Genomic DNA, 18,176 nt, shown 5'->3' on the forward strand with positions numbered 1-18,176 from the left:
CAATGCATTCCGCTACAAAAGCGCGGCGTTTGATACATTTATGAACAATACGCTGAAAGATGGTGTCAGCAAGGAAGCGCGCAGCCAGCTCTATGCCGATGCGGAGAAGCAGCTTCAAGAAGACGCTGCACTGATTCCGCTGTATCATCAGGTTGAAGTGCGTATGGTCAAACCCGATATTATCGGCTATTCCGACAAAGACCCTTTGCGGAACTACACGGTCAAGAGCTGGTCGTTCGCACCGAAAAAATAGATTGATTATAGACAGTACAAGTTTTCAGACGGCCTTAATGACAGAGGCCGTCTGAAACAACAGGAGACATAACACATGAAATCTGTACAACAACGTTTGTCCGCTTTACACGAAGCCATGAAAAAACATGGCGTGGACGCGTTTGTCATTCCTTCCGCCGATCCACACCTTTCCGAATACCTGCCCGAGCATTGGCAGGCACGCCGCGATTTTTCCGGCTTTACCGGTTCGGCCGGCACTTTGGTGGTAACCGCCGATAAAGCAGGCGTGTGGACCGACAGCCGCTATTGGGAACAGGCTGGCCAACAGCTTGCGCCAAACGGCATCGAGCTGCAAAAAATGGGCGTTGATGCGCCTTATACCGAATGGTTGGCACAAAATCTGCCCGAGGGCGCCGTCGTCGGCGCGCCTGCCGATATGTTCGCACTCAGCGGCGAGCGCGGTTTGAAACAGGCACTTGCCGCCAAAAACATCCGCCTCGAATATCCTGAAACTTTGTTGGACGAAGTATGGGACGACCGTCCTGCATTGCCGACTCCGGAAATCTACGTTCACCATCCCGACTACGTTTCCGAAACTGCGGCCGAAAAACTGGCCCGTATCCGTACGGCCATGAAAGAGCAGGGCGCAGATGCACATTTGGTTTCTTCTTTGGATGACATTGCTTGGATTACCAATCTGCGCGGTGATGATGTGCCGTTCAACCCTGTGTTCTTGTCCCATCTGTTTATCAGTCAAGACAAAGCCGTATTGTTTACCGATGCAGGCCGTCTGAAAGCCGAATCTGCCGAAGCTTTGAAAGCGGCAGGTTTTGAAGTATTGCCTTATGCGCAAGCGGCGGACTATTTGGCAGGCGTTAAGGGCGCATTGCTGATTGATCCGAACAAAACCGCTGTCGGTACTTTGCGCCGCCTGCCTGAAGACGTCCGTTTGATTGAAGCCATCCACCCAAGTACATTCTTCAAATCAGTCAAATCCGATGCCGACATTACCCATATCCGCAATACCATGGCGGAAGACGGCGCGGCATTGTGCGGCTTCTTTGCCGAGTTTGAACAAATCTTGGCAGACGGCGGCGAATTGAGCGAGCTGGACATCGACGGCATGCTCTATAAACACCGCAGCCAACGTCCCGGCTTTATTTCGCCAAGTTTCGACACCATCGCCGGCTACAATGCCAATGCCGCCTTGCCTCATTACAGCGCGACACCGGAAAACAACAGCAAAATCAAAGGCGACGGTATGCTGCTGATTGACTCCGGCGGCCAATACTGGGGCGGTACGACCGACATCACGCGTGTGGTGCCTGTCGGCAATCCGAGTGCGGCCATGAAGCGCGATTACACTTTGGTGTTGAAAGCGCATATTTCTCTGGCGGAAACCATTTTCCCTGAAAACATCAAAGGCCCGATGATTGATGCCATCTGTCGTAAATCACTCTGGCAGGCGCAATGTGATTACGGTCACGGTACAGGTCATGGCGTGGGCTATTTCCTCAATGTGCATGAAGGTCCGCAAAGCATTGCCGTTGCCGCCGTGCCGCAACCGCATCACGCGATGAAGTCAGGCATGCTGACTTCCAACGAGCCGGGTCTTTACCGTCCGGGCAAATGGGGTATCCGTATCGAAAGCCTGGTAATCAACCGTCCGGTTGAAAACCCAGAGGAAACCGAGTTCGGCAAATTCCTGTATTTTGAGACCGTTACCCTCTGTCCAATCGATACGCGCCTGATCGATACCAAACTGATGACCGGCAGCGAAATCGAATGGCTGAACCAATATCACGCCGAAGTGCGCCGCCGTCTCGAGCCTTTGACAGAAGGCGCGGCCAAAGCATGGCTGATTGAACGCACCAAACCTTTGGCGCGTTAACGTGAAAGGCCGTCTGAAACGGCGGATACAAAGTTTCAGACGGCCTTATCACAACAATTATCTAAAAACTAAAAAACCTTACCCGACTCCGAATAAAAACAATAACCCGGTCGGAATAGAGAGAGAAACCGGCGCGGCGACGTTACAGACGCCTGCTGCCATTCATCCGATTTCCGCTTCAGGTCAGCTTTGTTTTCACGAGTCCGGTATGTTCAGACAGGACAGCCTGATTATGTTGAAATTCATCATCAAACGGATATGTGCTTCCATCCCGACCATGCTGGTGTTGATTACCGTATCGTTTTTTCTGATGCGGCTTGCACCGGGCAGCCCGTTCACAGGCGAACGCAATTTGCCGCCTGCGGTCATGGCCAACATCGAAGCCAAATACCACCTCAATGACCCGATGTACCTCCAATATTTCCACTACCTCAAGCAGTTGGCGCAGGGGGATTTGGGGCCGTCGTTCAAATATAAAGATTTCAGCGTTAATGAGTTGCTTGCCCAATCCCTGCCAGTATCGGCAGAACTTGGTTTCTACGCCTTTTTGATTGCCGCCATCTTCGGCATGTTTATCGGCATCATCGCCGCCTTAAAACAAAACAGCTGGCTGGATTATTCGCTAATGAGCGGCGCGATGACCGGTATCGTTGTTCCCAGTTTTGTGATGGCGCCGGTATTGGTGCTGGTGTTTGCTGTCAGACTGCAATGGCTGCCTGCAGGCGGCTGGAACGATGGCGCACTGATGAATTTGATTCTGCCTGTCGTTACTTTGTCCATCGGTTATGTGTCCAGTATCGCGCGGATTACGCGGGGTGCGATGATTGAAGTATTGAACAGCCCCTTTATCCGTACGGCACGCGCCAAAGGCCTGCCCATGAGCCGCATCATCCTGCGCCATGCGCTGCGTCCCGCCATGCTGCCGATTGTTTCTTTCTTAGGCCCGGCATTCGTTGGCATCATTACCGGCTCCATTGTGATTGAAAACGTGTTCGGTATTCCCGGCGTCGGACAATTATTTGTCAACGGCGCGCTCAACCGCGACTACGGCATGATTTTGGGTTTGACGATTTTGGTGGGCATTATGACCATTTTGTTCAACGCCATCCTCGATATTCTGTATGCCATTATTGACCCGAAAATCCGTTATTAATCCCATTTGCGCAAAGGCCGTCTGAAACGTTCAGACGGCCTGAAGAAAGAATAAAAAGCGAGAGAGAACATTATGTTATTCAAAAAGAAGCAGACTCAGGCCCTCGCAGAGGCAGCAGAATACGCCCAAGTGCACGGCAAAAGCCTGTGGAGCGACGCATGGCGGCGTTTTAAACAAAACAAAGCGGCGGTGTACAGCATTATTATCCTGTTGCTGATCAGTATTTTTGTGATTGTGGCACCATGGATTGTCCGCTACACCTACGACTTCACCGACTGGGACAATATGCAGATTCCGCCGTCCCTTTCTACTCATCACTATCTGGGTACGGACTTGCTCGGCCGTGATTTGCTGTCGCGTGCGGCAACCGGCGGACGTATTTCCTTGCTGGTCGGTGTGGCCGGCGCATTGGTGGCTGTTGTCATCGGTACGCTTTATGGCGCGATTGCCGGCTTTATCGGCGGTAAGCTCGATTCGCTGATGATGCGCTTTTTGGAAATTTTGAACGCGTTTCCGTTTATGTTTTTCGTCATTCTGCTGACCACATTCTTCGGCCGCAACTTGCTTTTGATTTTTGCCGCCGTGGGTTTGGTGTCTTGGCTGGACGTGGCGCGTATCGTGCGCGGCCAAACCTTGAGCTTGAAGCATAAAGAGTTTGTCGAAGCGGCACGTGTGAGCGGCGTGGCAAAACGTAAAATCGTAACGCGCCACATTATTCCGAATGTTTTGGGTGTGGTGATGGTGTATGCCTCTTTGCTGGTACCGGGCATGATTATGTTTGAATCCTTCTTGAGCTTCTTGGGCTTGGGTGTGCAAGAGCCGATGACCAGTTGGGGTTCGATGCTGCAAGAAGGCGCAATTTCGATGGAAGCCGCACCATGGCAGCTGCTCGTGCCGAGTTTCTTCTTGGTAACCACTTTGTTCTGTTTCAACTTTATCGGCGACGGCCTGCGCGATGCGCTCGACCCGAAAGACCGCTAAACCACAACCAAAAGGATAATCAAAATGACAAAACAGTTACTGGTTGTAGAAAATCTGGACATCAATTTTGAATTGCATGAAAAAAACGTGCACGCCGTGCGTAATGTCAGCTTTAAAGTGGCAGAGGGCGAAACATTGGCTTTGGTCGGCGAGTCCGGCTCGGGCAAGTCTGTAACATCTATGTCCGTTATGCGCCTGTTGCCTGAAAAGTTTGCCCGTTATGGCAAAGATTCGCGCATTACTTTTGACGGCATTTCCATTTTGGATGCCGATGAGAAAACCCTGCGTGATTTGCGCGGCAACCGCATCAGCGTGATTTTCCAAGAGCCGATGACCTCGCTCAATCCGTTTATGCGTATCGGTGCGCAACTGATTGAAGCGGCGCGTGTGCACAATAAAAAGCTCGGCCGCAAAGAAGCAGGGCTGAAGGCATTGGCATTGTTGGAGCGTGTGGGCATCAAAGAAGCCGAACGCCGCATGAAACAATATCCACACGAGTTTTCCGGCGGCCAGCTGCAACGCATCATGATTGCCATGGCACTCATTAATGAACCTGACCTGCTGATTGCCGACGAACCGACCACGGCTTTGGATGTAACCATTCAAGCCGAGATTCTCGATTTGCTCCACGATTTGCAACAGCAAATGGGCATGGCGATTATCTTCATTACCCACGATTTGGGTTTGGCGGAACACTATTCCAAAACCGTCTGCGTCATGCGTAACGGCGAAATTGTCGAGCGCGGCAAAATCAAAGAAGTTTTTGCCCATCCGAAGCACGAATATACCGCCGAACTCATCAATGCCATTCCCAAAGGCATGAAAGAGCCGGAAGAAAACAACGCCGGTGTGTTAATCGATGCCGATAATGTCAATGTTTCTTTCGTATTGAAGCAAAGCTTTTTTGGCAAGCCGCTCAAAACTTTCGACGCCGTCAAAGGCATCAGCCTCAAAATAAAAGAAGGGGAAACATTGGGCGTTGTCGGCGAGTCCGGTTCCGGAAAATCCACGCTGGGCAAAGCCGTCATGCAGATGCTGCCTTATACCGGCCATATCTTCTTTGAAGGCAAAGACCTGAAAAACTATACAGCCGAGGAAGCATGCCGTCTGAAATCGCAACGGCAAATTGTGTTCCAAGATCCGTTCGGTTCGCTTTCCCCACGCCTTACAGTTGGTGAAATTATTGGTGAAGGTTTGACGGTTCATCATCCTGAGATGACTAAAAAAGAACGTATCCAGCGCGTTTTGGAAGTCATGAAGGAAGTGTCCCTGCCGCTTGACGCGCTCAACCGTTATCCGCATGAATTCTCCGGCGGCCAGCGTCAGCGTATAGCTATTGCACGCGCCGTTATCCTGCGCCCGAAATTCATTCTTTTGGACGAGCCGACTTCTGCACTTGACCGTTCCGTACAATCCAAAGTAGTCGAGCTTTTGCGCGATTTGCAAAAGAAATACGGCCTGACTTATATGTTCATCAGTCATGATTTGTCTGTCGTGCGCGCCGTTAGCGATAATGTGATCGTGATGAAGCAGGGCGAAATGGTTGAGTACGGCAGCGCGGATCAGATTTTCCACCATCCGCAAAACGATTACACCAAACGTTTGATTAACGCCGCATTTGATTTGTAGAAAAGGAAAAGGCCGTCTGAAAAGAAATTTTCAGACGGCCTTTTTAAGCGGAGGCTTTTTTCATCTAATGAGCGATTGCTTATGCCTGTACGGCATCCAATGCCTGCGCCAAGTCGGCAAGCAAATCGTCGATATGCTCGATACCCACGCTCAGGCGTACCATGTCGGGGCTGACGCCTGCTGCGGCGAGTTCTGCATCGTCAAGCTGACGGTGGGTCGTTGTGGCAGGATGGGTAGCCAGCGATTTGGCATCGCCGATATTCACCAAACGCAGGAAGAGTTGCAGTGCGTCAATGAATTTCGCGCCGGCTTCACGACCGCCTTTAATACCAAAACTCAGCAAACCTGAGGCTTTTCCGCCGTAGTCGCGGTCAATCAAAGCTTTATACGGACTGTCAGGCAGTGCAGGATAGTTCACCCATTCGACCCGCGGATGTTTCTTTAAGAATTCGGCTACTTTTAGGGCGTTTTCGCAATGACGTTCCATACGCAGGGCGAGGGTTTCCAAACCTTGAAGCAGTAAAAATGCGCTGTGCGGAGACAGGGCGGCACCGGTATTACGCAATGGGACGACACGGGCACGGGCGATATAGGCTGCCGCACCAAAATGTTCGCAGTAGTTTACGCCGTGGTAAGACGGATCAGGCTGATTGAAGGTTTTTTCAAAACGCGGATTGCCTGCCCATTGGAATTTGCCGCCGTCGATAATGGCACCGCCAATCGTTGTGCCGTGGCCGCCGATGTATTTTGTCAGAGATTGGATAACAATGTCGGCTCCGTGTTCTATCGGGCGGAACAATGTAGGCGTAGCAACGGTGTTGTCCACCATTAGTGGTAGCCCTTGAGCGTGCGCGGCTTGGGCGAATGCTGGAATATCAACGACATTGATGGCAGGATTGCCGATAGATTCGCAATACACCAGTTTGGTGCGGCTGTCGGTATTGGCGGCGATTTCTTCGGGTTTGGCCGGATCGATAAAGCGTACTTCTATGCCTTGGCGCGGCAGGCTGTGAGCAAAGAAATTGTATGTGCCGCCGTAGAGGGTTTTGGTTGCAATGATGTTGTCGCCTGCTTCAGCCAAGGTTTGAACGGCATAGGTAATTGCCGCCATACCGCTGGCGACAGCCAATGCGGCGATACCGCCTTCCAAACGGGCAACGCGTTCTTCCAAAACGGCAGTGGTCGGATTCATCATACGGGTGTAGATATTGCCCGCTACATCAAGGTTGAACAAGTCTGCGCCGTGTTGCGTGTTGTCGAAAGTGTAGGAAGTGGTTTGGTAAATGGGGACAGCAGCGGATTTGGTAGTTGGTTCGGATTGATAGCCTGCATGCAGGGCAATGGTTTCCCGTTTCATTTAAATATCCTTGTAGCGATTAAATAATGATAAATAGAGGCCAGCAGATTCGGATTTGAAGGGCAAACTTTCCATAACGGAAAAGTTCGGTATGTAGCAGCATACAGCCTTTCCTATAAGAAAGATTACCCTGAGCGACACTCAACTGACCCAAGAAGAACGATATCACATTCAAGACCTGTCCTACCACCACACCATCATCGAATGACACCCCATCATAATGCCGTTTACCGCGACCTTCTCCAAGATAAAAGCAACGGCAGTACTCTTTGGCAACAGCTCAGAATATGCAGCAAACCCTACCGCAAATGATACGGCAGCACACGGCTCTGAGGCAAAATGCACGATCGCGTCGGCATAGGAAAAGCCCCACATGGTTGAGCAAAAATTCCGCATTGGTGATGGGTAGGCAGATACCATTGACGGCAAAGATTAGAAAAGCGGAGACCTTGGCAAAAATCCCTCAAATTCCTAAATGTCTGGGTAGGACTTTAGGGATTTGGGGGAGTTTTAAAGGTTTTAGGCCGTCTGAAACTGCGTTATAGAAAGTTTCAGACGGCCCTTGGGTATTCTTTGGATTTGAAAATAAAAAAAGACTTGAATCATCAAGTCTCGCATTTCATTTTTACTGGATAAAAAATATCAAGAATGGCGGAAGCGGTGAGATTCGAACTCACGGAGGGCTATCAACCCTCGACGGTTTTCAAGACCGTTGCATTAAACCGCTCTGCCACGCTTCCGTTCTTGAAGCCGTAATACTAATGGAACTTACGGCCTTTGCCAAGAGGTATTTTAGAAAAAATATCTAGGATTCTGTTTTTATTTAGATTGTTCTTTACGCATGAATACCCATTCGGCTTCGTTTGAAGCTGCTTCATTGAATGAATAGCCTTCGTAGTCGAAGTTTTTGAGCATTTCAGGCTCGGTAATGCCGTGTTCTGCCGCGTAGCGCACCATCAAACCGCGCGCACGCTTGGCGTAGAAGCTGATGATTTTGTATTTGCCGTTTTTCTCGTCTTTAAAAATCGGCGTAATCAGGCGTGCGTTGAGTTTTTTGGTGTTGACGGATTTGAAATATTCTTGTGAGGCGAGGTTGATTAAAACGTTGCTACCGGCCTGCTTCAGTGTTTGGTTGAGCAGGTCGGTAATTTTATCGCCCCAAAATTCGTAGAGGTTTTTACCGCGCGAGTTGGCAAAGACCGTGCCCATTTCCAAGCGGTAGGGCTGCATCAAGTCGAGCGGGCGCAGTACGCCGTATAGGCCGGAGAGCAGGCGGACGTGTTGTTGCAGGTATTCGATTTGCTCCGGCTTGAGTGTATCGGCGGCGATACCTTCATAGACGTCGCCGTTGAACATAAATACGGCCTGCTTGGCGTTTTCAGGTGTAAACGGCGTGTGCCATACGGCATTGCGTTCGGCGTTGAGCAGGGCTATTTTGTCGGAAACGTGCATCAGCTCGGCGATTTGTTGAGGGGCAAGCTGACGCAACTCCTGCATCAGGATTTCTGCTTCGGGCAGAAGGTCGGGCTGGGTAAAGCTGCTGACGGGGGAGGGGTCTTTTTCGTTGAGGTTTTTGGCTGGGGATAAGACAAAAAACATAATAATTTCGGCTTTGAAATGAATAATGTGTGGGATTGTAGGTTTAAAATCGAGGAAGAACAAGACGGGCTAAACGCATTAATTGAATGCTTTTATTGAAACGTATTTCTGTTGAAAGTAAAATTCGAAGCTTCCACCTGTTTCTGACATTTCTACTTGAGGAGAATATCATGTCTAAAACCATTATCCATACTGACAAAGCCCCTGCCGCAATTGGTGCATACAGCCAAGCAGTCCGCGCAGGCGATACGGTTTATATGAGCGGTCAGATTCCTTTGGATCCGGCCACAATGACTGTGGTCGGTAATGGTGACTTCCGTGCCGAAGCCGTGCAAGTATTTAAAAACCTGCAAGCCGTAGCCGAAGCGGCCGGCGGTTCTTTGAACGATATCGTCAAACTCAATGCTTATTTGACTGATTTGGCCAACTTTGCAGTGTTTAATGAAGTGATGGCTGAATTTATCGAGCAACCTTTCCCTGCGCGTGCGGCAGTTGGTGTGGCCAGCCTGCCTAAAGGCGTTCAGGTTGAAGCGGAAGCAGTATTGGTTTTAAACGCATAATTGATGTTTTAGACGGCCTGAGCTGGGCTTGAGGCCGTCTGAAAAGAATAACAACGGAAAACAATAATAATGGCACATTACGCAATCGGAGACATTCAAGGCTGCTTTGACGAACTGACTTTGCTGCTTGCCAAAATCGGCTTTAATCATGGTACGGACACCCTTTGGCTGGTCGGAGATATTGTCAATCGCGGCCCGAAATCATTGGAAACCTTGAAATTTGCCAAAGAACACGACAGCAGTGTGCAAATGGTTTTGGGTAATCATGATTTGCATCTTTTGGCAGTCGGTTGCGGTGAAGGCACGCTCAAGCGCAGCGATACGGTTGAGCCGATTTTGACCCATCCCGAGAGTCAATCCCTATTGGACTGGCTGCGTCATCAACCGCTTTTGGTGCGCGGCAACAGGCATGTGATGGTGCATGCCGGTATTTTGCCGCAATGGTCGGTTGATAAGGCCGAAAGCCTTGCCCGTGAAGCCGAGGCTGAATTGCAAGGTAAAAAATACAGAAAATTTTTTGGCAAAATGTACGGCAACAAGCCGACTGCGTGGACGGATGATTTGACCGGCTACGAGCGCCTGCGGATGATTGTCAATGTCTTTACCCGTATGCGTGCGCTGACGTACAAAGGCGAATTGGATTACGAATATAAATCCACTTTGAAGAAAATGCCGCTTTACCTGCGCCCTTGGTTTAAAGCGCCTGATAGGCAGAATTTGGATTATATTACCGTGTTCGGGCATTGGTCGTCGTTGGGCTACGTTAACACAGACCAAGTAATTGCTTTGGATACCGGTGCGTTGTGGGGCGGAGAGCTGACAGCGGTCAATTTGGATACCAACGAAGTGATACAGGTACCGTCATTGGGCGGATTGGACTGGAAAACGGCATTAAAATAGTTTGGATAAGATAAAAGGCCGTCTGAAATGTTTCAGACGGCCTTTTTGTATTGGTTAATCCAAAGAAGGAAGGAGTTTTCCCGGATTCATAATGCCGTAAGGGTCAAGCTGATTTTTGATGGCATGCATCAGAGCAAGTTCGGCCTGTGTACGCACTCGGGGCAGCCAATGTTTTTTGATGATGCCTACGCCGTGTTCGGCGGCAATCGTGCCGTGGCAGGCAAGGATGTTTTCATAAACAATGGTATTGACGGCATCTTCGTATTGGTAGGCTTCGTTGCTCAATACGTTGGGCAGGAATGTATTGTAATGCAGGCTACCGTCGCCTAAATGTCCGAAGCAGACAATTTGTATGCCGGGGAAACGGGTTTCCAAGGCAGGCGCGCATTGGCGGACAAAAGCGGCTACTTGGGCGATAGGGACGGCGATATCGTGTTTGATGCTGGTGCCGAGTTTGCGTTGGGAGGCGGAAATATTTTCACGCAGGGTCCACAAATCGGAGCGTTCTTGCTCGGATTGCGCCAAGATACTGTTTTCCCATCCGTTTTGATAGAGAAATTCGGCAAGCTTTTCATCCAAACCTGCGTCGGGAACAGAGTCGGCAAGTTCAATCAAAATATGCCATTCCGCATCGGCAGGCTTTTTGAGTTGGCTGAATTCCGAAGATAAATCGAGGGCAAAGCGGCTGATCAGCTCGAAACTGGTCAAGCGTTCGGCAAAATGGCCTTGCACAGCGGTCAAAAGCGAGACGGCAGATTCAATATCATCTAGGCCTACCCATGCGGTCGCTTTGGTTTTGGGCTGGGCAAAGAGTTTGAGTGTGGCGGCGGTAATGATGCCTAATGTTCCTTCGCTGCCGATAAAAAGATGGCGCAAGTCGTAGCCGGTCGTGTTTTTGTGTAGGGGCTGAAGGTGGGAAACCAGTTCGCCGTTGGGTAAAACGACTTCCAAACCCAATACCAAATCACGCATGCTACCGTAACGCAAGACATTCAAACCGCCTGCATTGCAGGCGATATTGCCGCCGATTTGGCAAGAGCCCTCGCTGGCAAGGCTGAGCGGAAACAGTCGTCCTGCTTTGTCTGCTGCCTTTTGGGCATTTTGCAAAATTACGCCGGCCTCAACCGTCATGCTGTTGTCGGCAAGGTTGATATCGCGGATGCGGTTGAGTTTGGAGAGGTTGAGCAGTACGCCTTCGGTGGTTACCGTTGCGCCGCATAATCCGGTATTGCCGCCTTGCGGGGTGACGCGGATGCGGTTTTCAAAACAGAAACGCATGATTTTCTGCACGCTTTCGACAGAGTTCGGCTGTAAGACAATATCCGGCGAAGAAACAAAACGGCGGCGTTGGTCGTTTAACAAGGCCGGAGTGGCTTCGATGATTTCAGAGGCGGAAAGAAACTCAGCAAAACGGTCGTGAAGGTGCATGGCAGTCAGGCGGAAAAGTCGGGAAGGGGAGTGAGAGGAATGTAAAAAAGCAGGATACGCAATGGTATCCTGCTTTTTTTATATTCAAAAGAATATTATTTAGCAGCTTCAGAAGCGGCAGAAGCAGCGGCATCAGTAGCAGACGCAGCAGCTTCAGTAGCAGAAGCAGCAGCTTCGGTAGCGGCAGAAGCAGCGGCATCAGCAGTAGAAGCAGCAGCTTCAGTAGCAGAAGCAGCGGCTTCAGAAGCAGCAGAAGCGGCAGTTTCAGCAGCTTTATCAGCACCGCCACAAGCGGCCAAAGCTAAAGACAACAAAGCAGCAGCGAACAGAGATTTTTTCATTTTTAAGAACCTTTTTTAAATCGATTTAAACTAAAAATAGCCGTCAGACGGCCTATACAGTAGAAATTCATTGCTGAATTTTTCGATATTATGCCCCACGGGATAGGTCAATGCAACGTTGCGTAACCGTTTGCCGGCTAAAATCAATACGAAAATAGTGAAAATAATGTAAATCATATTGGCGCGCGAAAAATCATCTGAAAATATTCATTATTGATGAAGATTTTAAAAACATATTATATTCAATTGGTTGTGTGGTTTTATTTGTTATTGGTTTTAAGGGTTTGGAATGTTTTTGCTTTGGGGAAGTTTTTTGTAATTTAATCACTTTGTGTTGTGAAAAAGCAACTTCTGCTTATTGAAATCATTTGATTTTGCTTTTTTATATAGGCTTTTATCTTTTTGTCGCATTTGAATGGGGTATTTATTAAAGCAAGCCGATTGTTTGGTTGCGGCTGTGATAGAATAACCGTAGCGTAACTTTTAAATATTGATTAAGGACGGCATGATGTCTATTGTTAAAAATTCCGTAGTTTCCCTGCATTATGAAATGTACGATGCCAACAACCAGCTGTTGGACAAAACCGAAGAGCCGATTGCTTACCTGCATGGCGGTTATGACGGTATTTTCCCTTTGGTGGAAGAAGCGTTGCACGGCAAAAATGTAGGCGATACCGTCGAAGTGGCTTTGTCGCCCGATGATGCTTTCGGCGAACAAGATCCTGATCTGGTGCGTATTGAAGATGTCAGCGTGTTTCCTGTTGAAGTCGAAGTCGGCATGATGTTTGAAGCCGATGATCCGGAAACCGGTGATGTATTGATTTATCGTGTAACCGATGTTGCCGACGGCAAAGCCGTGGTGGACGGCAACCATCCTTTGGCCGGTATGAAAGTATTGTTCAAAGCGACTGTTGAGGGCGTGCGCGATGCGACCGAGGAAGAAATTGCCCACGGTCACGTACATGGTCCGCACGGTCATCACCATCACTAATCAGGCTTAAAGCATGATAAAGGCCGTCTGAAAAGGAATGAAATCCTCCTTTTCAGACGGCCTTTAAGTTTTTACAAGACAGATAAATAGGAAATTTTGGCTCAGGTCAAATCAAGCGGGGAAATATGGGGTTTGTTTGAGACTACAATGAATTACATATCACGGTGCGGCAGAATCTGTATTAAGATTCAGATATTGGTAAAACAGGCAGAATGCAATGAGTGAAACATTGGAGCAGCAGGCGGTGCAGGCCGGTATTGATTTAGGTTACCACGACATCAACGGCACTTATCATGTGACCAAAACGGAAGTTTTGGAATCGATTGTCGCTGTTTTGGATAAAAGCAAACCGGATTCAGACGGCCTTTATTTGAATACGATGGTTGCGCATGAAAATGGCGAAGAATCTTTACAGATGCCGTCTGAATTTCATGGTGCTGAAGCAGTCGTATTGATTGATGAAGCAGATAAATGTCAGACCTTGACTTTGTATCCGGGCGACAACGATACGCTTTGGATTAAGCTGCCCCAACTGGCTTGCGGTTATTACACTTTGTCGGCCGAGACCGGCGGCAAAAGTTGCTTTGTGCGCCTGATTGTTGCGCCTGAATCGGTTTATCAGCCTAAACTGCTTGCCAATGGCGGACGGATGAATGGTTTGACCATGCATTTGTACAGCCTGCGTTCTGAGCGCAACTGGGGTATAGGCGACTTTACCGATTTGTTGAACCTGATGAAATATGCGGCGGAGAAAAAGCTGGATTTTGTCGGTATTAACCCTTTGCACGCTTTGTTTACCAGCAAGCCCGCCTTTGCCAGCCCGTATAGCCCTTCTTCGCGCGAATGGCTCAATCCGATTTATTTGGATGTTGAGAAGGTCGGTGCGTTCACTTATAACGAGCAACTGAAAAACTGGCTGGCGCAACCGAAAATCCGTCAGCGCATCGCTGCTTTGCGTATCACGGAAACGGTGACTTATACCGCGGTTTGGGCGTGCAAGCGTGATGCGCTGCACATGGCGTTTAACGCGTTTGAACAAGATACTTGCGAAGCTGCGGAAAATGAACGCGCTGCATTTGAAGCTTTTGTATTAGAAAAAGGCAAAGCCTTACGGGGCTTCGGTTTGTTTGAGGCTTTGGACCAGTATTACAGCCGCCCAGGGCAAGTGGGTTGGCAGTCATGGCCGTCTGAATTTCATCAGCCTGATGGCGAAGCGGTAGAAAAATTCGCACGCAGCCATGAACGTGAAATCCGTTTTTATATGTGGTTGCAATGGCTTTGTGCGGAGCAGTTGCGCGAAGTCAACCAAGCCGCTGCCGAATACGGTGTCAAACTCGGCATTTACGGCGATTTGGCAGTCGGCGTGGCGCGCGGCAGCGCGGATACTTGGTTAAACCGCCAAGATTATTGTATGGACTTGTCAGTCGGCGCACCGCCCGATCCTTTGGGGCCGACAGGGCAGAATTGGGATTTGCCGCCGCTTAATCCGTCGATGTTGAAGCATACGGGCTATGAAAAATTTGCCCATCTGCTGCGCGAAAACATGCGCCTGTATGGCGTATTGCGGATCGACCATGTGATGGCATTGTGCCGTTTGTGGTGGGTGTTAAACGGTAAAACGGCGGATTTCGGCGCGTATGTGCATTACGATGCCGAAGTGATGTTTGCTATTTTGGCGTTGGAAAGCCGGCGCAACCGTTGCGTCATCATCGGCGAGGATTTGGGGACGGTACCTGACGAAGCCCGCCATCTGCTCAACCGCTATCAGGTGTTCTCATACAAAGTAATGTATTTCAGCAAGGGCTGGAACGGTTTCCAATTGCCGGAAGAATACCCCGAGCAGGCGATTACGGTCATCAGCACCCACGATGTTGCGCCTTTGGCTGGCTATTGGACAGGCAAAGATTTGGATACGATGTTCAAACTTGGTACTCTGCCTGATGCAGCCGCTTTTCAGACGGCCTTGGATGAGCGCGAACACGATAAAGCCGATTTGCTGGATAAATTGAAAGAAACCGGTTGTCTGGGTGCAGACGTACAAATGCCGGCAAAAGCCGATGAAACCTTGCTGGCGGCTTTGCATAAATACGGCGCATTGAGCCGCAGCAAGCTTTACGCCGTACAACTGGAAAACCTGCTGGGCGTCATTGACAATCTGAATGTCCCGGGTGTGACCGAAGGCTATCCGAACTGGGCGCAAAAAATGCCGGTTTCTTTGGAAGATTTCCTACAACACCGCCTCATGGGCGGCCAACTTGCCATTATTGACGAGGTACGCATGAAAACAAACAGCCAAATCAAGACTTATCATGAACTTGACCAAATCGAGCGCGATACGGTCGAAAGCCTGTTTCTTGCCACCCATAGCGATGTGTTCGCTTATCTGGGACGACACCGCCTTGCAGAGGGCGATGAAGTGGTACGCGTTTTGATTCCCGGCGCAGTAAGCGTGGATATCGTGAACCGCCGCAGCGGCGAACTCATCGTGCCGTCTGAAAAAATTGATGAACGCGGTTTCTTTGTGGCCGTCTTGCCCGATGATGCGCCCGATTACGCTTTGCGTATCCGTTACACCGAAGATACCGAGCCAGTGATTGAAGAAGACCCTTATCATTTCGGCTCTGCGTTGCAAGACATGGATTCCTGGCTGTTGGCCGAAGGCAAACACCTGCGTCCTTATGAGACTTTAGGCGCGCATTTTGCCGAGTTGGACGGCGTGAAGGGTGTACGTTTTGCCGTCTGGGCGCCCAATGCGCAACGCGTTTCCGTTATCGGCGAGTTCAACAACTGGGACGGCCGCCGCCACGTCATGCGTTTCCACCGCGACAACGGCATTTGGGACATCTTCATTCCTGCCGTCAAACTCAATGCCCTCTACAAATTTGAAATCCGCGATGCCAACGGCAATGTGCGCGAAAAAGCCGACCCGTATGCTTTTGGTGCGGAACTACGCCCGACCACGGCATCTATCGTGCGCGGCTTGCCTGACGAAGTGGAAGAACCGGCCTTCCGCGCCCGCGCCAACGCCATTGATGCGCCGATCAGCATTTATGAAGTACATTTGGGTTCGTGGAAGCGCAATCCGGAAAACAATTTCTGGCTGACTTACGAACAGCTCGCCAAAGAATTGGTCGCATACGTCAAAGACATGGGCTTCACCCATATCGAGTTCCTGCCTGTTTCCGAATATCCGTTTGACGGCTCATGGGGCTATCAGGCAACCGGTTTGTATGCGCCGACCAGCCGTTTCGGTTCGCCGGAAGAATTGCGCGCATTGATTAAAGCCGCGCACGACGAAGGCATCAGCGTTATCCTCGACTGGGTGGTCGGACACTTCCCGACCGACGACCACGGCCTGGCCAAGTTTGACGGCACCGCGCTGTACGAACACGCCGATCCGCGCGAAGGCTACCATCAAGACTGGAACACCCTGATTTACAACTTCGGCAGAAACGAAGTGAAAAACTTCCTGCAAGGCAACGCCCTGTATTGGATAGAACGTTTCGGCTTCGACGGTATCCGCGTTGACGCGGTTGCTTCGATGATTTACCGCAACTACTCACGCAAAGACGGCGAGTGGATTCCGAACCAATACGGCGGCCATGAAAACCTTGAAGCCATCGCTTTCCTGCGCGATACCAACACCATGTTGAAAGAGGAAGTTCCGGCTGCGACCGAAATTGCCGAAGAATCTACTTCATTCGCCAATGTGACCCGCCAAGAAGGTTTGAACTTCAGCTTCAAATGGAATATGGGCTGGATGAATGATACTTTGCGTTACATGATGGAAGATCCCATCAACCGCAAATATCACCACAACAAAATGACCTTCGGCATGATGTACCAGTACAGCGAAAACTTCGTCCTGCCACTTTCACACGATGAAGTCGTACACGGCAAACGCTCGCTGCTCGGACGGATGCCCGGCGACTGTTGGCAACAATTTGCCAACCTGCGCGCCTACTACGGCTTTATGTACGGCTTCCCCGGCAAAAAACTTTTGTTTATGGGCAGCGAGTTTGCACAAGGCCGAGAATGGAACTACAACGAAGGACTGGATTGGTTCCTGCTGGAGCAAGAGGGCGGCTGGCACAAAGGCGTACAAGACTTCGTACGCGAATTGAACCATGTCTATAAAGACACCGCGCCGCTTTACCAGCTTGACCAATGGCCGGAAGGCTTTGAATGGCTGGTCGCTGACGACGGCAATAATTCCGTTTTTGTCTTCGAACGCCGCGACCGCGAAGGCAACCGCGTTATCGTCATCAGCAACTTCACGCCTGTAGTGCGTGAAGGTTACCGCTTCGGTGTGAATTCTGCCGGCGAATACCGCGAAATCCTCAATTCAGACGACCTGCATTACAAAGGCAGCGGCGTTTCTGCCGGCGCAACGGTGGAGACAGAAGAAGTTTGGTCGCATGGCAAACCAAATTCCCTGTCTGTGACCGTACCGCCGTTGGCAACTGTTTACCTGTATCAGGCGGCAGTCAAAGAAGAAGCGTAAATCAACTTTGAGGGTGGGCATCCTGCCTGCCCAATCAGCTGAAAATTAAAAGATAGTGGTATCAATATGACTCAAGGCCGTCTGAAAGATTTTCAGACGGCCTTATATTGGACACGAAACCAAATACATACCAAGGAATCATTCTATGTCTGCCAAATCATGGCATATCGAGGAAGGCAAGCCTTATCCCATGGGCGCGACCCTGACAAGCAAGGGCTCGAATTTTACCTTGTTTTCCATCAATGCCGAAAAGGTCGAATTGTGTCTGTTTGATAAGGATAAAGAAACCCGTTTGGAGATGCCTTCGCGGCGCGGTTCGGTATTTTACGGATTTGTGCCGGATGTTAAGGCAGGGCAGCGATACGGTTTCCGCGTGTATGGACGTGAAAACGCAGAATATGGCTCATGTTTCAATCCCAATAAATTGCTGATTGACCCGTATTCCAAAAAAATTGACGGCAAACCAAGCTACCGTAACGCCGAAGAAATGGCATGGTTCAGGCCGGAAGATGAACGCGACAATGCCGCCGTTGCGCCGAAAAGCGTCGTGGTCGGACGCAGCCGATTTAATTGGGCCAAAGATTGCCGTCCGGAAATACCGTGGGGCA

At 50.0% G+C, this 18,176-nt stretch carries 12 protein-coding genes, 1 tRNA gene and 3 pseudogenes; 11 read left to right on the forward strand and 5 right to left on the reverse strand.

Annotation, left to right across the window (positions count from 1 at the left end; genetic code table 11):
• From ACTHUE_RS02535 to ACTHUE_RS02555, 5 genes and pseudogenes are all read left to right on the forward strand, one after another.
• Positions 1 to 253 (forward strand): annotated as a pseudogene (locus tag ACTHUE_RS02535) (oligopeptide ABC transporter substrate-binding protein OppA); the annotation flags it as partial.
• A 75-nt stretch (positions 254 to 328) separates the two neighbouring features.
• The gene (locus ACTHUE_RS02540) at positions 329 to 2,125 is read left to right on the forward strand and encodes an aminopeptidase P family protein (RefSeq protein ID WP_049335537.1); all 1,797 of its coding nucleotides are present in this window, start codon (positions 329 to 331) and stop codon (positions 2,123 to 2,125) included.
• A 232-nt stretch (positions 2,126 to 2,357) separates the two neighbouring features.
• The gene (oppB, locus tag ACTHUE_RS02545) at positions 2,358 to 3,278 is read left to right on the forward strand and encodes an oligopeptide ABC transporter permease OppB (RefSeq protein ID WP_036472303.1); all 921 of its coding nucleotides are present in this window, start codon (positions 2,358 to 2,360) and stop codon (positions 3,276 to 3,278) included.
• A 72-nt stretch (positions 3,279 to 3,350) separates the two neighbouring features.
• The gene (gene oppC / locus ACTHUE_RS02550) at positions 3,351 to 4,259 is read left to right on the forward strand and encodes an oligopeptide ABC transporter permease OppC (protein WP_049335539.1); all 909 of its coding nucleotides are present in this window, start codon (positions 3,351 to 3,353) and stop codon (positions 4,257 to 4,259) included.
• A gap of 24 nt (positions 4,260 to 4,283) precedes the next feature.
• On the forward strand, positions 4,284 to 5,888 hold the full coding sequence (locus ACTHUE_RS02555; RefSeq protein ID WP_049335541.1) for an ABC transporter ATP-binding protein: 1,605 nt from the start codon (positions 4,284 to 4,286) through the stop codon (positions 5,886 to 5,888).
• Positions 5,889 to 5,967: 79 nt separating this feature from the next.
• On the opposite strand, the gene ACTHUE_RS02560 is transcribed toward ACTHUE_RS02555, so the two are convergent.
• Positions 5,968 to 7,245, reverse strand: coding sequence for an O-acetylhomoserine aminocarboxypropyltransferase/cysteine synthase family protein (locus ACTHUE_RS02560; protein WP_049335542.1), 1,278 nt, complete (start codon positions 7,243 to 7,245; stop codon positions 5,968 to 5,970).
• 195 nt (positions 7,246 to 7,440) lie between these two features.
• Between ACTHUE_RS02560 and ACTHUE_RS02565 the strand changes: the two are divergent.
• Positions 7,441 to 7,651: pseudogene (locus ACTHUE_RS02565) on the forward strand (IS30 family transposase); the annotation flags it as partial.
• A gap of 243 nt (positions 7,652 to 7,894) precedes the next feature.
• Here the strand turns inward: ACTHUE_RS02565 and ACTHUE_RS02570 are convergent.
• Both ACTHUE_RS02570 and yaaA read right to left on the reverse strand, forming a co-directional pair.
• A tRNA-Ser gene (locus ACTHUE_RS02570) sits at positions 7,895 to 7,985 on the reverse strand.
• Between the two features lie 79 nt (positions 7,986 to 8,064).
• Positions 8,065 to 8,844, reverse strand: coding sequence for a peroxide stress protein YaaA (gene yaaA / locus ACTHUE_RS02575; protein WP_070695402.1), 780 nt, complete (start codon positions 8,842 to 8,844; stop codon positions 8,065 to 8,067).
• A 170-nt stretch (positions 8,845 to 9,014) separates the two neighbouring features.
• On the opposite strand from yaaA, the gene ACTHUE_RS02580 reads away from it, so the two are divergent.
• Together ACTHUE_RS02580 and ACTHUE_RS02585 are read left to right on the forward strand one after the other, a co-directional pair.
• On the forward strand, positions 9,015 to 9,404 hold the full coding sequence (locus ACTHUE_RS02580; RefSeq protein WP_003746001.1) for a RidA family protein: 390 nt from the start codon (positions 9,015 to 9,017) through the stop codon (positions 9,402 to 9,404).
• Between the two features lie 69 nt (positions 9,405 to 9,473).
• A complete protein-coding gene (locus tag ACTHUE_RS02585; RefSeq protein WP_003746004.1) occupies positions 9,474 to 10,304 on the forward strand; it encodes a symmetrical bis(5'-nucleosyl)-tetraphosphatase in 831 nt (276 codons plus the stop codon).
• A 54-nt stretch (positions 10,305 to 10,358) separates the two neighbouring features.
• On the opposite strand, the gene ACTHUE_RS02590 is transcribed toward ACTHUE_RS02585, so the two are convergent.
• The gene (locus ACTHUE_RS02590; RefSeq protein WP_070695359.1) at positions 10,359 to 11,732 is read right to left on the reverse strand and encodes an FAD-binding oxidoreductase; all 1,374 of its coding nucleotides are present in this window, start codon (positions 11,730 to 11,732) and stop codon (positions 10,359 to 10,361) included.
• A gap of 95 nt (positions 11,733 to 11,827) precedes the next feature.
• Positions 11,828 to 12,073 (reverse strand): hypothetical protein, encoded by a 246-nt coding sequence (locus tag ACTHUE_RS02595; RefSeq protein WP_070695360.1) that lies wholly within the window; start codon positions 12,071 to 12,073, stop codon positions 11,828 to 11,830.
• 508 nt (positions 12,074 to 12,581) lie between these two features.
• Between ACTHUE_RS02595 and ACTHUE_RS02600 the strand changes: the two genes are divergently transcribed.
• The 3 genes and pseudogenes from ACTHUE_RS02600 to ACTHUE_RS02610 all read left to right on the forward strand — a co-directional run.
• Positions 12,582 to 13,064, forward strand: coding sequence for an FKBP-type peptidyl-prolyl cis-trans isomerase (locus tag ACTHUE_RS02600; protein WP_070695361.1), 483 nt, complete (start codon positions 12,582 to 12,584; stop codon positions 13,062 to 13,064).
• A 217-nt stretch (positions 13,065 to 13,281) separates the two neighbouring features.
• On the forward strand, positions 13,282 to 17,568 hold the full coding sequence (gene glgB / locus ACTHUE_RS02605) for a 1,4-alpha-glucan branching protein GlgB (RefSeq protein WP_070695362.1): 4,287 nt from the start codon (positions 13,282 to 13,284) through the stop codon (positions 17,566 to 17,568).
• Positions 17,569 to 17,713: 145 nt separating this feature from the next.
• A pseudogene (locus tag ACTHUE_RS02610) lies at positions 17,714 to 18,176 on the forward strand (glycogen debranching protein GlgX); the annotation flags it as partial.

It is taken from the genome of Neisseria sp. P0021.S005, from assembly GCF_051956955.1.

Coding starts and splice junctions, on each gene's coding strand:
- yaaA (WP_070695402.1), bottom strand. CDS start 8,844: ATGTTTTTTGTCTTATCCCCAGCCAAAAACCTCAACGAAAAAGACCCC.
- ACTHUE_RS02590 (WP_070695359.1), bottom strand. CDS start 11,732: ATGCACCTTCACGACCGTTTTGCTGAGTTTCTTTCCGCCTCTGAAATC.
- ACTHUE_RS02560 (WP_049335542.1), bottom strand. CDS start 7,245: ATGAAACGGGAAACCATTGCCCTGCATGCAGGCTATCAATCCGAACCA.
- oppB (WP_036472303.1), top strand. CDS start 2,358: ATGTTGAAATTCATCATCAAACGGATATGTGCTTCCATCCCGACCATG.
- ACTHUE_RS02585 (WP_003746004.1), top strand. CDS start 9,474: ATGGCACATTACGCAATCGGAGACATTCAAGGCTGCTTTGACGAACTG.
- ACTHUE_RS02595 (WP_070695360.1), bottom strand. CDS start 12,073: ATGAAAAAATCTCTGTTCGCTGCTGCTTTGTTGTCTTTAGCTTTGGCC.
- glgB (WP_070695362.1), top strand. CDS start 13,282: ATGAGTGAAACATTGGAGCAGCAGGCGGTGCAGGCCGGTATTGATTTA.
- ACTHUE_RS02555 (WP_049335541.1), top strand. CDS start 4,284: ATGACAAAACAGTTACTGGTTGTAGAAAATCTGGACATCAATTTTGAA.
- oppC (WP_049335539.1), top strand. CDS start 3,351: ATGTTATTCAAAAAGAAGCAGACTCAGGCCCTCGCAGAGGCAGCAGAA.
- ACTHUE_RS02580 (WP_003746001.1), top strand. CDS start 9,015: ATGTCTAAAACCATTATCCATACTGACAAAGCCCCTGCCGCAATTGGT.
- ACTHUE_RS02600 (WP_070695361.1), top strand. CDS start 12,582: ATGTCTATTGTTAAAAATTCCGTAGTTTCCCTGCATTATGAAATGTAC.
- ACTHUE_RS02540 (WP_049335537.1), top strand. CDS start 329: ATGAAATCTGTACAACAACGTTTGTCCGCTTTACACGAAGCCATGAAA.